Genomic DNA, 13,673 nt, shown 5'->3' with positions numbered 1-13,673 from the left:
TCAGCCGCTATCTGGCCGGGGCACTATGACCATCGAACTGTTTGCATAACAGACTCAGGTGAGTCGATAAAAACCGGATCAGATGCCCTCGAAGCCAGGCCCTGCGACAGTTTGATGCAGGAGCGAACTGACAAACATGTACCTGCCCCGGGATCGGGCAGACCCCCTCGGAGCAGTACGGCAGGTTGGCTAGATCACCGAACCGCTGTCGGTCGCCTTGAGGTTCTGGCGCCCGTCCACCGCGCCGGCCACCGTCAGGGCATCGGCTTCGGCCTCGGTGATGTAGACCCGGGCGCCATTGAGATCGACCGCCGACATGGCTTTTTCCTCGCAGGTGATGATGGTCAGTTCGCCAGCGGCGCGTTGTTCCTGGCCGTTGGGGGTGTCGAAGTAACAGGTCTGGTCAACGATTCGCACAGTCATGGTGGTGCTCCTTCTTGAGGTCCTGTGCATTAGGCGCCTGGCGGTACGCAGGGTTCGTTGCGCCGGATCAGCGGTCGGGCGCACCTCTGGCGCCGCTTGCGGTCCATCGTTTAACGAAATGGAAGGAGCGTGGTCGATGGAAACCTGGTGGCAACGAATCTGGATGACCCTGCAAGCGGAATTCGCCGACATTGCCGATGTGGAACAGATGACCCGCGTCACGGTGCGCCTGCTGATGGCCGCGCTGCTTGGCGGCATCCTGGGTTTCGAGCGCGAACACAAGGGCAAGGCCGCCGGTGTGCGCACGCATATGCTGGTGGCGCTGGGCGCTGCGCTGTTTGTCCTGGTGCCGCAACTGTCCGGCTCCCAGGCCGACGCCATGAGCCGGGTCATCCAGGGGGTGGTGGCCGGCATCGGCTTTTTGGGCGCCGGTACGATCTTGAAGAACACCGAGGGCGATGTCGGCCATGTCAAGGGCCTGACCACCGCCGCGGGGCTGTGGATGACCGCGGCCATCGGCGTCGCCGCAGGCTTGGGCCGCGAAGCCACGGCCGTGGTGAGTACGATACTGGCGCTGGTGATCTTCAGTGTGATGCCGCTGATTGTCCGGGCACTGGAAAACGACGACCAACCTTAGGCTCTGTTTGAAAAGTCTTGAGGCGAAGGTCAGGCAAGGCGAAAACCGGCGAGGAAGCGGAGTTTACTGGAGTAAATGAGCATTCCGAGCCGGTTTTCAACGCAGCATGAACGAGTATCAAGACTTTTCAGACAGAGCCTAGGAACGGATACCAACGCATCCCCGTGGGAGCGAGCTTGCTCGCGAAGGCGTCCGACCAGCCAGCGTTCACCTCAACTGACTACACCGCTATCGCGAGCAGGCTCGCTCTCGCAAGTCTCCTACTAAGCTTGAGCATCAAACCCGTTCCGGGGGCGCCTCGCTGGGTGGGTCGCCCAACGGCGGCTGGGGATCCAGCGGCGGGTCTTTCTCGGGGATGGGCTCCGGATCAGGCCCCGGTGGGGGCAGGGTGGGGTCGTCGATATTGGGGTCCGGGGTTTCGGCCGGGATCGGAATATTCATCAGGACGGGTCTCCGTAATACAGATGGCTTGAGTCGTGCTTATGGTTGTTGACCCCCTTGCGCCAGGTTTTATCCCCAGCGCATCGCGGGCCAAATCTTGCTGAACTTTTGGCCGTCGATTCGGTTCGGAGTTTAAGTGAGTTTTTTCACGGGACCCGTTGGGCCTTTACCGCCACAAGCGCGTCCATTGGGCGTAAAAGGAGCGATGCTCGATGACTGCTGAACAGCCGACCGACCTTGTGTACAACCCGCACTTGCCATTGTCCCAGGCCTTGTTGTTGCCCAGGATTGCGATTGAAAACACCATGCCGACGATCGATGGCGGACAGTTTGCCGCCAAGGTCGTGGCCGGGCGGGACGTAACGGTGACCAGCAAGGTGTTCACCGACGGACACGACAAGCTGGCGGTGCGCATCCGCTGGCGGTCGCTGCAAGCGGAACGCTGGAACAGCGAGGTCATGACCGACCTGGGCAACAACGGGTGGCGCGGCCAGTTCACTGTGCCGGAGCAGGGACGCTACGTGTTTTGCATCGAGGCCTGGTTCGATCAATACGCCAGCTTCTGTTATGAGCTGGAGAAGAAGTACGGCGCCGGCGTGCCCATCGCCCTCGAACTGCAGGAAGGGCGCAATCATGTGCACCTGGCGGCCGAGCGCAGTGACGGCGAGTTGCGCGACCAGTTGAGCGCGCTGCACGATGAGCTCTCCGGCCTGTTGCCGGCGGAGCAGGTGGCGTTGTTTTTGGCGCCGCGCAGCGCCGACCTGATGGCCCAGGCCGACCACCGGCCATACCTGAGCCTCAGCCCCGAATACCACCTGGACGTCGAGCGTCCGCTGGCCGAGTTCGCCAGTTGGTACGAGCTGTTCCCGCGCTCGATCACCGATGACCCCAAGCGCCACGGCACTTTCAACGACGTGCACTCACGGCTGTCGATGATCCAGGACATGGGCTTCGATGTGCTGTACTTCCCGCCCATCCATCCCATCGGCCGCAGTTTCCGCAAGGGGCCCAATAACTCCCTCACCGCAGGCCCCGAGGACCCGGGCAGTCCTTATGCCATTGGCAGCGAGGCGGGCGGGCACGAGGCGATCCACCCGCAATTGGGGACCCGCGAGGATTTCCGCCGGTTGGTCGCGGCCGCCGCCGACCACGGCCTGGAAATCGCTCTCGACTTCGCCATCCAGTGTTCCCAGGACCACCCCTGGCTCAAGCAGCATCCGGGCTGGTTCAGCTGGCGCCCGGACGGCACGATCAAATACGCCGAGAACCCGCCGAAGAAATACCAGGACATCGTCAATGTCGACTTCTATGCGGCGGATGCGATTCCCAGCCTGTGGCTGGAGTTGCGGGACATCGTGGTCGGTTGGGTCAACGAGGGCGTGAAGATTTTCCGCGTCGACAACCCCCACACCAAGCCGTTGCCGTTCTGGCAATGGCTGATCGCCGATGTCCGGGCCCAGTACCCGGAGGTGATGTTCCTGGCCGAGGCGTTCACTACCCCGGCGATGATGGCACGCCTGGGCAAGGTCGGTTATTCCCAGAGCTACACCTATTTCACCTGGCGCAATACCAAGGCTGAGCTGGCTGCCTATTTCACCGAGCTCAATGAGTCACCGTTGCGCGAATGCTATCGGCCGAACTTTTTCGTCAATACCCCGGACATCAACCCGGCGTTTCTCCATCACTCCGGGCGCGCCGGTTTTCTCATCCGTGCCGCCCTGGCGACCATGGGCTCGGGCTTGTGGGGCATGTATTCGGGGTTCGAACTGTGCGAGTCGGCGCCGGTACCGGGCAAGGAGGAATACCTCGACTCGGAGAAATACGAGATCCGCCCCCGGGACTTCACCGCGCCGGGCAACATCATTGCCGAGATCGCCCAGCTCAACCGCATCCGCCGCCAGAACCCGGCGCTGCATACGCACCTGGGGCTGACGGTCTACAACGCGTGGAACGACAACATCCTCTATTTCGGCAAGCGCACGCCCGACGGCAGCAATTTCATCCTGGTGGCGGTGAGCCTTGACCCGCACAACCCGCAAGAAGCCAATTTCGAGTTGCCGCTGTGGGAAATGGGCCTGCCGGACGATGCCCAGACCCAGGGCGAGGATTTGATGAACGGGCATCGCTGGACCTGGTATGGCAAGTACCAGTTCATGCGCATCGACCCAGGGTACCAGCCGTTCGGGATCTGGCGCATCAGTGTGTCTTGAGGCAAACAAGCCTGTGAGCCAAGTGGGATTTAACTGTGGCGAGGGGATTTATCCCCGTTGGGTTGCGAAGCAGCCCCAAAGCAAGGCACCTCGGTGTGTCAGCCAGATTGCATTGAGCTTTTTTGGGGTCGCTTCGCAACCCAGCGGGGATAAATCCCCTCGCCACAAAGACCTCGCAAGCCCGTCCCAGCGGCTTTATTGAATTGATCAGGAGTTGCAAATGGCGAAGAAACCCCGGTCTGCCACCTTTATCAAAGACCCGCTCTGGTACAAGGATGCGGTGATCTACCAGGTCCACGTGAAGTCCTATTTCGACTCCAACAATGACGGAATCGGCGACTTTCCCGGCCTGATCGAGAAGCTCGACTACATCGCCGACCTGGGCGTCAACACCATCTGGCTGTTGCCGTTCTACCCGTCGCCACGGCGCGACGACGGCTACGACATTGCCGAGTACCGTGGCGTGAGCCCCGACTACGGCACCATGGCCGATGCAAGGCGGTTCATTGCCGAGGCTCACAAACGCAACCTGCGGGTGATCACCGAGCTGGTCATCAACCACACCTCCGACCAGCATCCTTGGTTCCAGCGCGCCCGCAAGGCCAAGCCCGGCTCCAAGGCGCGGGACTTCTACGTCTGGTCCGATGACGACCACAAGTACGACGGCACCCGGATCATCTTCCTCGACACCGAGAAGTCCAACTGGACCTGGGACCCGGTGGCCGGCCAGTACTTCTGGCACCGCTTCTATTCCCATCAGCCGGACCTCAACTTCGACAACCCGCAGGTGATCAAGGCGGTACTGTCGGTGATGCGCTATTGGCTGGACATGGGCATCGACGGCCTGCGCCTGGATGCCATTCCGTACCTGATCGAGCGTGACGGCACCAACAACGAGAACCTGCCTGAAACCCACGACGTGCTGAAGTTGATCCGCGCCGAGATCGATGCCAACTACCCCGACAGGATGCTGCTGGCCGAAGCCAACCAGTGGCCCGAAGACACTCAGTTGTATTTCGGCGATGTGGATGCCCAGGGCCTGAACGGTGACGAATGCCACATGGCGTTCCACTTCCCGCTGATGCCGCGCATGTACATGGCGCTGGCTCAGGAAGACCGGTTCCCCATCACCGACATCCTGCGCCAGACGCCGGAGATCCCGGCCAATTGCCAGTGGGCGATTTTCCTGCGCAACCACGATGAACTGACCCTGGAGATGGTCACCGACAAGGAGCGCGATTACCTGTGGAACTACTACGCGGCTGACCGGCGCGCGCGCATCAACCTGGGCATCCGCCGGCGCCTGGCGCCATTGGTGGAGCGCGACCGGCGTCGCGTGGAACTGCTCAACAGCCTGCTGCTGTCGATGCCCGGCACGCCGACCTTGTACTACGGCGATGAGATCGGCATGGGCGACAACATCTACCTGGGCGACCGCGACGGCGTGCGTACGCCGATGCAGTGGTCGATCGACCGCAACGGCGGCTTCTCCCGCGCCGACCCGGCCAGCCTGGTGCTGCCGCCGATCATGGACCCGCAGTACGGCTACCAGTCGGTCAACGTCGAGACCCAGGCCGGCGACCCTCATTCGCTGCTCAACTGGACCCGGCGGATGCTGGCGGTGCGCAAGCAGTCCAAGGCCTTCGGCCGTGGCACCCTGAAGATGCTGTCGCCGAGCAACCGCCGGATCCTGGCCTACACCCGCGAATACACCGGCCCCGATGGCAAGCACGAAATCATCCTGTGCGTGGCCAACGTGTCACGCAGTGCCCAGGCGGCCGAACTGGACCTGTCGGCCTACGCCGGCATGGTGCCGGTGGAGATGCTCGGCGGTAATGCGTTCCCGCCCATCGGCCAGCTGAATTTCCTGCTGACCCTGGCGCCGTACGGTTTTTACTGGTTCGCCCTGGCGGCGGAAAACCAGATGCCGAGCTGGCACGTCGAGCCGGCCCAGAGCCTGCCGGACTTCACCACCCTGGTACTGAAAAAACGCCTGGAAGAGTTGCTCGAAGCGCCGTCGCGCACCACGTTGGAGCAAAGCATCCTGCCGAGCTGGCTGCAGAACCGGCGCTGGTTCGCCGGCAAGGACAGCGCCATCGAGAAGGTCGACATCGTTTATGGCGTGCGTTTCGGTGACCCGCAGCATCCGGTGCTGCTCAGTGAGATCGACGTCACCAGCGGCGGCCAGACCCTGCGTTATCAACTGCCGTTCGGGCTGCTGGCCGAAGACCAGGTGGGCGCGGCGTTGCCGCAACAACTGGCATTGTCGCGGGTTCGGCGGGTCCGCCAGGTCGGGCTGATCACCGATGCCTTCAGCTTGGAAAGCTTCATCCGGGCGGTGTTGCAGAACATGCAGGCTGGTACGGTGCTGCCGTGCGCCGAAGGCGAATTGCGTTTCGAACCCACCGAAGGCCTGGCGGCTTTGAACCTGGGTGACGAACCGGAGGTGCGCTACCTGTCCGCCGAGCAATCCAACAGTTCTGTGGTGGTCGGTGGCAGCCTGGTGCTCAAGCTGATCCGCAAGGTCGCCTCGGGCGTCCACCCGGAACTGGAAATGAGCGCCTATCTGACCGCTGCGGGCTTTAGCAACATTTCGCCGTTGCTCGGTTCCGTGGTACGTCGCGACGCCGAGGGCGAAGACGCGCTGCTGATGATCGCCCAGGGTTACCTGAACAACCAGGGCGACGCGTGGGAGTGGACCCAGAACAACCTGGAGCGTGCGCTGCGCGACGAGTTAGCGGACGCCGTGTCCGAGCAGGAGCAGCATTACAACGCCTTGGGCGAGTTGAAGGACTTCGCCGGCATGCTCGGCCAGCGGCTGGGAGAAATGCACCAGGTGCTGGCCCAGCCGACCGATGACCCGGACTTCACCGCGCAGACCACCACGGCCAAGGAAGCCCAGGCCATTGGCAAGGATGTGGCTGCCCAGGTGGAACATGCCCTGCGCCTGCTCAAGCAGCACCAAGGCCAATTGAACCCCACCGACCAGGCCATGGTCGCACGCCTGCTGGAGCACAAAAAAACCGTCCTGGCCCATGTCCAGGAGCTGGCAGGCAAGGCGGTGGGTGGCTTGCGTATCCGCGTGCATGGCGACTTGCACCTGGGGCAGGTGCTGGTGATCAAGGGCGATGCCTACCTGATCGACTTCGAAGGCGAGCCGGCGCGGCCGTTGCATGAGCGTCGGGGCAAGCACAGCCCGTACAAGGACGTCAGCGGGGTGCTGCGGTCCTTCGATTATGCGGCGGCGATGGCGATCCACTTGCACACGGTCGACAGTACGGCCGACGCCGATGCGGCCCGGCAACGGGTGGCCGATCGTTACCTCAAAGAGGCTCGTCAGGCATTTGTCGAGGCATACCGGCTGGCGGCAGCTAGTCTTGCCCATGAATGGAAGGATGCTGAAGGCGAAGACGCCGCGCTGGCGTTGTTCGGCCTGGAGAAGGCGGCCTATGAAGTGGCCTATGAAGCCGAGAATCGCCCCGCCTGGCTGCCCGTGCCGTTGCACGGTCTGTACGGGTTGTTGAGTGGGCTGGAACCCTTTTCCGATTTAGCCGGACCGATTTAGTGGAGAGAATCATGAGCGTCTCGAACAAAGAACCCCAAGGGCAGCCCAAGGACGTGTTGCTGCCGTCCGCCAAGGACATCGACGCGCTGGTGCGTGCCGAACACCACGACCCGTTTTCCATCCTCGGCCCCCACGGCGACGGGGCCGGCGGGCAGTTCATCCGCGCCTACCTGCCGGGTGCGCTGAGCGTGCATGTGCTGGCCCGCGACGGTGGCCAGGAACTGGGGGAGCTGCAACTGACCGAAACCCCGGGCCTGTTCGTCGGGCATTTCGACCATGCCCAGGCGTACCTGCTGCGTACCCGCTGGGCCGGCGGCGAGCAAGTGGCCGAAGACCCCTACAGTTTTGGCGCCTTGCTCGGGGAGATGGACCTTTACCTGTTTGCCGAGGGCAACCATCGCGACCTCAGTTCCTGTCTTGGCGCGCAGTTGACCACGGTGGACGGCGTCGACGGCGTACGCTTCGCCGTGTGGGCGCCGAACGCGCGACGGGTCTCGGTGGTGGGGGATTTCAACGTCTGGGACGGCCGTCGGCACCCGATGCGCATCCGGTATCCCTCCGGCGTGTGGGAGCTGTTCATTCCCCGACTGGGCGCGGGCGAAGCCTACAAGTATGAAATCCTCGGTGCCCACGGCATCCTGCCGCTCAAGGCCGACCCGGTGGCGCTGGCCACGCGGATGCCGCCAGACACCGCCTCGAAAGTCGCCTCGCCGTTGAAGATCGACTGGCAGGACGATGACTGGATGCAACGGCGCCGCGAGCGGCAATTGCCCGGTGCACCGCTGTCGATCTACGAGTTGCACGCCGGTTCCTGGCAATGCGAGACCGACGAGGCGGGGGAAGTTGCCCGGCAATACAACTGGCACGAAATGGCCGAGCGCCTGGTGCCTTACGTCAAGGACCTGGGCTTCACCCATATCGAGCTGATGCCGATCATGGAACACCCGTTCGGCGGGTCTTGGGGCTACCAGCCGCTGTCGCAGTTTGCACCGACCGCACGCTTCGGTTCGCCGGATGATTTCGCCGCGTTCGTCAACGCCTGTCACCAGGCTGACATCGGGGTGATCCTGGACTGGGTGCCGGCGCATTTCCCCACCGACACCCACGGCTTGGCCCAGTTCGATGGCACCGCGCTGTACGAATACGGCAACCCGCTGGAGGGCTTCCACCAGGATTGGGACACCCTGATCTACAACCTCGGGCGCACCGAGGTCCACGGCTTCATGCTGGCGTCGGCGTTGCATTGGCTCAAGCATTTCCATATCGATGGCCTGCGTGTGGATGCCGTCGCCTCGATGCTCTATCGCGACTATTCGCGCAAGGCTGGCGAGTGGGTGCCCAACCGCCACGGTGGCCGCGAGAACCTGGAAGCCATCGATTTCCTGCGTCATCTCAACGACGTGGTGGCGCTGGAGGCGCCGGGCGCGCTGGTCATCGCCGAGGAGTCCACCGCGTGGCCGGGCGTCAGCCAGAGCACGCAGCAGGGCGGCCTGGGCTTTTCCTACAAGTGGAACATGGGCTGGATGCACGATTCGCTGCACTACATCCAGCAGGACCCGGTGTACCGCGCCCATCACCACAATGAACTGAGTTTCGGCCTGGTGTACGCCTGGTCGGAACGCTTCGTCCTGCCGATTTCCCATGACGAAGTGGTCCATGGCAAACGTTCGCTGATCGACAAGATGCCCGGTGATCGCTGGCAGAAGTTCGCCAACCTGCGCGCCTACTTAAGCTTCATGTGGGGGCATCCGGGCAAGAAACTGCTGTTCATGGGCTGCGAGTTCGGCCAGTGGCGCGAGTGGAACCACGATCAGCAACTGGACTGGTACCTGCTGCAATACCCTGAGCACCGCGGTGTCCAGCAACTGGTCAAGGATTTGAACCGGTTGTACCGCGAGGAGCCGGCCCTGCACGACCAGGACGATGCGCCCCAGGGTTTCCAATGGCTGATTGGCGACGACGCGATGAACAGCGTCTATGCGTGGCTGCGTTGGAGCAAGGAAGGCCGGCCGGTGCTGGTGGTCGCCAACTTCACCCCGGTGCCGCGTGAGGCCTACCGGGTGGGCGTGCCGTTCCCTGGGCGGTGGGTGGAACTGCTCAACAGCGATGCCGCGACCTACGCCGGGTCCAACTATGGCAACAGTGGCGGTGCCAGCACCGAAGAGGTGCCGAGCCATGGCCAGGCCCTGTCGCTGGAGCTCAACCTGCCGCCGTTGGCGGTGCTGATCCTGCGGCCGGAGGGTTAGGGGTTACATAAAGGCCAACTGTGGCGGTTACAGAATCAAAGATCACCGCAGTTCCAATGTGGGAGCGGGTTTGCTCGCGAAGAGCGGTCTGACGGTCAATATCGATGCTGACTGTCAGGCCCTCTTCGCGAGCAAGCCCGCTCCCACATGGATGTGCTCACCTGAAGGACTTTTGTGATTCCTTCAGCGCACCAGGCACGGCCGCTTGTTGTTGAACGTCCAGCCCGGAATCAGGTACTGCATCGCCACCGCATCGTCCCGTGCGCCGAGGCCCATGCCCTTGTACAGTTCATGGGCCTTGGCCAGTTGATCGGTGTCCAGTTCGATCCCCAGCCCCGGTTTTTTCGGCACTTGCACGCAGCCGCCCTGGATCTGCAAGGGCGCCTTGGTCAGCCGCTGGCCGTCCTGCCAGATCCAGTGGGTATCGATGGCCGTGATGTCGCCCGGCGCGGCGGCGGCCACGTGGGTGAACATCGCCAATGAAATATCGAAGTGATTGTTGGAGTGAGAACCCCAGGTCAGGCCCCATTCGTTGCACATCTGCGCCACGCGCACGGAACCCTGCATAGTCCAGAAGTGCGGGTCGGCCAGGGGGATGTCCACGGACTGCAAGGTGATGGCATGGCCCATCTCGCGCCAGTCGGTGGCGATCATGTTGGTCGCGGTCTTGAGGCCGGTCGCGCGGCGGAACTCGGCCATGACCTCCCGGCCGGAATAGCCCTGCTCGGCACCGCAAGGGTCTTCGGCATACGCCAGGACCTTGTGCTGGTCGCGGCACAGGCGGATCGCTTCCTTCAGTGACCAGGCGCCGTTCGGGTCGAGGGTGATGCGTGCCTGGGGAAAGCGCTCGGCGAGGGCCGTGACCGCTTCGATTTCTTTGTCGCCCTTGAGCACGCCGCCCTTGAGCTTGAAGTCCTGGAAGCCATAGTGGGCATGGGCGGCTTCGGCCAGGCGGACCACGGCGTCGGCGTCCAGGGCTTTTTCGTGACGCACGCGAAACCAGTCGATGTCGGCGTCCGGCTCGCTGCGGTAGGCCAGGTCGGTCTGTTGGCGGTCGCCGACGTAGAACAGGTAGCCGAGCATCTTCACTTCGTCGCGCTGCTGGCCTTCGCCGAGCAGGGCTGCCACCGGCACGTCCAGATGCTGGCCGAGCAGGTCCAGCAGGGCGGCTTCAAGGCCGGTCACCGCGTGGATGGTGATGCGCAGGTCGAAGGTCTGCAGGCCGCGGCCGCCGGCATCGCGGTCGGCGAACGCATGACGCACGGTGTTGAGGATCTTCTGGTAGGTGCCGATGGGGCTGCCGACCACCAGCGAGCGGGCGTCTTCGAGGGTCTGGCGAATGCGTTCGCCGCCGGGCACTTCGCCGACGCCGGTGTGGCCGGCGTTGTCCTTGAGAATGACCACGTTACGGGTGAAGAACGGGCCATGGGCGCCGCTGAGGTTCAGCAGCATGCCGTCATGACCGGCCACGGGCACGACCTGCATGCTGGTGATGATCGGGGCGTTGCTGGTTTCTTGAGAATTCATGGTGCGAGTCCTTGAGCAATCGAATGGTCAGACGTGGCTGGCGGCTGAGTGGGTAGGCGTCGTTGCCGACTTGGCCTTGGGCGTATTGCGGGCGGCGAAGACGATGATCGCGGCGATGATCGAGGTGGTCGCCAGGCCATAGAGGCCGCCCTGGATCGAGCCGGTGTGCTGTTCCAGCAGACCGAACGTGGTGGGGGCGACGAAGCCGCCGAGGTTGCCCACGGAGTTGATCAGGGCGATCACGCCAGCGGCGATCCGGGCGTCGAGGTAAGCCTGGGGAATCGGCCAGAACAGCGAGGAGGCCGACTTGAAGCCCAGGGCCGCAAAGCAGATGGCGACGAACGCGAACACCGGCCCACCGGTAGTGGACATGAACATCCCGGCCGCGGCGATCAACAGGGCGGCGGCCACCCAGGCCTGCTGGAATTTCCACTTCGACGACAGCGAGGCGAAGGCGTACATGCCGACGATCGACAACAGCCACGGGATCGAGTTGAACAGGCCGACCTGGATGTCGCTCAGGTCACCCATCTTCTTGATGATGCTCGGCAGCCAGAAGGTGGCGGCGTAGATCGTCAGTTGGATGAAGAAGTAGATCAGGCAGAACAGGAGGATCTGGCGGTCCTTGAGCAGTTGGCCGATGGACAGTTTGATCGGCGTGGCGGCCTCGCGGGCCCGTTGCTCATCGTCGATGGCGTTTACCAGTGCGTCCTGCTCTTCGCGCTTGAGCCATTTGGCGTCGTGGGGCTTGGAGTCGAGCCAGAACCAGACGAAGGCGCACAGGCCGACCGAGAACATCCCTTCGATGAAGTACATCCACTGCCAGCCGTGCATGCCCAGGCCGTTGATTTGCAGCAGCAGCCCCGACAGTGGGCCGGAGATCAACGACGCAATGGCCGAGCCGCTGAGGAAGATGGCGATGGCCTTGCCGCGTTCGGCGCCTGGCAGCCAGCGGGTGAAGTAGTAGATCACCCCCGGGAAAAAGCCGGCTTCGGCCACGCCGAGCAGAAAACGCAGGATGTAGAAGTGGGTTTCGTTCTGGATGAACGCCATGCCGGCGGCCACCAGGCCCCAGGTGAGCATGATGCGGGTCAGCCAGATGCGGGCGCCGATGCGTTGCAGCAGGATGTTGGAAGGTACTTCGAACAGTGCATAGCCGATGAAGAACAGGCCGGCACCAAAGCCGTAGGCCGCGGCGCCGATGCCTAGGTCGTGCTCCATGTGGGCGCGCACGAAACCGATGTTCACCCGGTCGATGTAATTGACGATAAACATGATGACGAACAGCGGCAGGATGTGGCGCTTGACCTTGGCGATGGCCGAAAGCAGCACGGGATCCGCACCGGCGTTGGCCTGGGGGATGGATGTGTTCACTGGTTTTTCTCCCACTCGTTATTTTTATGCGGGGCATCGTGCAGGTGCCGATGTTGCTAGACATCATACAACTCGATTTTTTTCGCTGACAAGCGCTTTTTGATGATGATTGGCTCGGGTGGGATGGGTTCTTATGCCGTATTTGTTAGGTTTTTTTGGATGGTTACATTGGCGGAGGCGAGTGGGGGAGCGGCAAGAGCAGCGAATTTTAAAGGCGAGGTTTACAGTATTTCGTAGGTTTTCAGTATGTTGTCATACAAGTTGGGCATTGCATTGCCGATTACTCCCCTTACCACTGGTGGTAGGATCATTCAGCCTGTCTTCGAGGAACCCCGGCGATGCAAGACACCGAAGCGCCCCTGCGCAAGCGTACCCATAACCTGGCCCACGACCTGGTCGCGAAGCTGAGCCAGAGCATTCTGCTGGGGCAGTTGAAGCCAGGAGAGAAGTTGCCGTCCGAAGGGGCGATCGTGCGTGAGCATGGCGTCAGCCGCACGGTGGTGCGCGAGGCGATCTCCAAGTTGCAGGCCTCGGGGCTGGTGGAGACCCGTCACGGCATCGGGACGTTTGTGCTCGAGCCCACCGGCGAGCCAGGGTTGCGGCTCAACGTCGACACGGCGGCGGGGGTGCGTGGCATCCTTGAGTTGCGCCTGGGCCTGGAAACCCAGGCCGCCGCCTTGGCCGCCCAGCGGCGCAGCGAAGACCACCTGCAGCAGATGCGCCAGGCGCTGGATGACTACCAGCGGTTGTCCAGCAACAACGACAGCTGCGTCGAAGCCGACCGGCGCTTTCACCTGCTGATTGCCGAAGCCACGGACAACGCCTGTTTTGTCGAGATCATGCAGCACCTGGGCAGTGCGATGATCCCCAGGACCCGGGTGAACGTGATCGAGCGAGGCCAGGCGGACCTGGGCAAGCTGGCGCAATTGGCGAACCTGGAGCACGAGGCGATCTTCAACGCCATCAAGCGCCAAGACCCGGACGCCGCCCGCGCAGCCATGTGGTTGCACCTGACCAACAGCCGCGACCGGTTTGGCGCCAGGTCCTGAGATCCCCTTGCGGGAGACTGGAGAGGTGTGCCCACCCCAGATCCCCTTGTGGGAGCGGGCTTGCTCGCGAAAGCGATGGTCCATCCAGCACCGGAACAAACTGACCTACCGCCTTCGCGGGCAAGCCCGCTCTCACAGTGTTGTTTTGTGGACTGGAGAGGTGTGTCCGCCACAGATTCCCTTGTGGGAGCGAGCTTGCTC

9 protein-coding genes are annotated in these 13,673 nt (G+C 62.9%); 5 read left to right on the top strand and 4 right to left on the bottom strand.

Annotation, left to right across the window (positions count from 1 at the left end):
- Positions 1 to 189 precede the first annotated feature (189 nt).
- Complete coding sequence (locus tag KI241_RS17350; protein ID WP_042728718.1) at positions 190 to 423, bottom strand: DUF3203 family protein; 234 nt, start codon at positions 421 to 423, stop codon at positions 190 to 192.
- Positions 424 to 559: 136 nt separating this feature from the next.
- On the opposite strand from KI241_RS17350, the gene KI241_RS17345 reads away from it, so the two are divergent.
- Positions 560 to 1,060 carry an MgtC/SapB family protein gene (locus tag KI241_RS17345; protein WP_047739142.1) on the top strand — a complete coding sequence of 167 codons (501 nt, stop codon included), beginning with the start codon at positions 560 to 562 and terminating at the stop codon, positions 1,058 to 1,060.
- A 276-nt stretch (positions 1,061 to 1,336) separates the two neighbouring features.
- On the opposite strand, the gene KI241_RS17340 is transcribed toward KI241_RS17345, so the two are convergent.
- Positions 1,337 to 1,501: a hypothetical protein gene (locus KI241_RS17340; RefSeq protein ID WP_013692690.1), complete on the bottom strand. Its 165-nt coding sequence runs from the start codon at positions 1,499 to 1,501 to the stop codon at positions 1,337 to 1,339.
- A gap of 212 nt (positions 1,502 to 1,713) precedes the next feature.
- Between KI241_RS17340 and KI241_RS17335 the strand changes: the two genes are divergently transcribed.
- From KI241_RS17335 to glgB, 3 genes are all read left to right on the top strand, one after another.
- A complete protein-coding gene (locus KI241_RS17335; protein ID WP_042732983.1) occupies positions 1,714 to 3,711 on the top strand; it encodes an alpha-1,4-glucan--maltose-1-phosphate maltosyltransferase in 1,998 nt (665 codons plus the stop codon).
- Between the two features lie 220 nt (positions 3,712 to 3,931).
- Positions 3,932 to 7,276: a maltose alpha-D-glucosyltransferase gene (treS, locus tag KI241_RS17330; RefSeq protein WP_212802794.1), complete on the top strand. Its 3,345-nt coding sequence runs from the start codon at positions 3,932 to 3,934 to the stop codon at positions 7,274 to 7,276.
- Between the two features lie 11 nt (positions 7,277 to 7,287).
- Positions 7,288 to 9,522, top strand: coding sequence for a 1,4-alpha-glucan branching protein GlgB (gene glgB, locus KI241_RS17325; protein ID WP_042732774.1), 2,235 nt, complete (start codon positions 7,288 to 7,290; stop codon positions 9,520 to 9,522).
- 183 nt (positions 9,523 to 9,705) lie between these two features.
- On the opposite strand, the gene gudD is transcribed toward glgB, so the two are convergent.
- Positions 9,706 to 11,049: a glucarate dehydratase gene (gene gudD / locus KI241_RS17320; protein WP_212802793.1), complete on the bottom strand. Its 1,344-nt coding sequence runs from the start codon at positions 11,047 to 11,049 to the stop codon at positions 9,706 to 9,708.
- A 27-nt stretch (positions 11,050 to 11,076) separates the two neighbouring features.
- Positions 11,077 to 12,423, bottom strand: coding sequence for an MFS transporter (locus tag KI241_RS17315; RefSeq protein ID WP_042731050.1), 1,347 nt, complete (start codon positions 12,421 to 12,423; stop codon positions 11,077 to 11,079).
- 338 nt (positions 12,424 to 12,761) lie between these two features.
- Between KI241_RS17315 and KI241_RS17310 the strand changes: the two genes are divergently transcribed.
- Complete coding sequence (locus tag KI241_RS17310; RefSeq protein WP_042731049.1) at positions 12,762 to 13,472, top strand: FadR/GntR family transcriptional regulator; 711 nt, start codon at positions 12,762 to 12,764, stop codon at positions 13,470 to 13,472.
- Positions 13,473 to 13,673: the final 201 nt, after the last annotated feature.

It is taken from the genome of Pseudomonas sp. Cab53, from assembly GCF_018325965.1.
Taxonomy (GTDB): domain Bacteria; phylum Pseudomonadota; class Gammaproteobacteria; order Pseudomonadales; family Pseudomonadaceae; genus Aquipseudomonas; species Aquipseudomonas chlororaphis_E.
Note: the sequence above shows the minus strand (reverse complement) of the source record. Positions and strands in the feature narration are given on the sequence as shown.

What these genes read in the sequence shown, in the direction of transcription:
- KI241_RS17350 (WP_042728718.1), bottom strand. Translation starts at nt 423, where the DNA reads ATGACTGTGCGAATCGTTGACCAGACCTGTTACTTCGACACCCCCAAC.
- gudD (WP_212802793.1), bottom strand. Translation starts at nt 11,049, where the DNA reads ATGAATTCTCAAGAAACCAGCAACGCCCCGATCATCACCAGCATGCAG.
- glgB (WP_042732774.1), top strand. Translation starts at nt 7,288, where the DNA reads ATGAGCGTCTCGAACAAAGAACCCCAAGGGCAGCCCAAGGACGTGTTG.
- treS (WP_212802794.1), top strand. Translation starts at nt 3,932, where the DNA reads ATGGCGAAGAAACCCCGGTCTGCCACCTTTATCAAAGACCCGCTCTGG.
- KI241_RS17310 (WP_042731049.1), top strand. Translation starts at nt 12,762, where the DNA reads ATGCAAGACACCGAAGCGCCCCTGCGCAAGCGTACCCATAACCTGGCC.
- KI241_RS17335 (WP_042732983.1), top strand. Translation starts at nt 1,714, where the DNA reads ATGACTGCTGAACAGCCGACCGACCTTGTGTACAACCCGCACTTGCCA.
- KI241_RS17340 (WP_013692690.1), bottom strand. Translation starts at nt 1,501, where the DNA reads ATGAATATTCCGATCCCGGCCGAAACCCCGGACCCCAATATCGACGAC.
- KI241_RS17345 (WP_047739142.1), top strand. Translation starts at nt 560, where the DNA reads ATGGAAACCTGGTGGCAACGAATCTGGATGACCCTGCAAGCGGAATTC.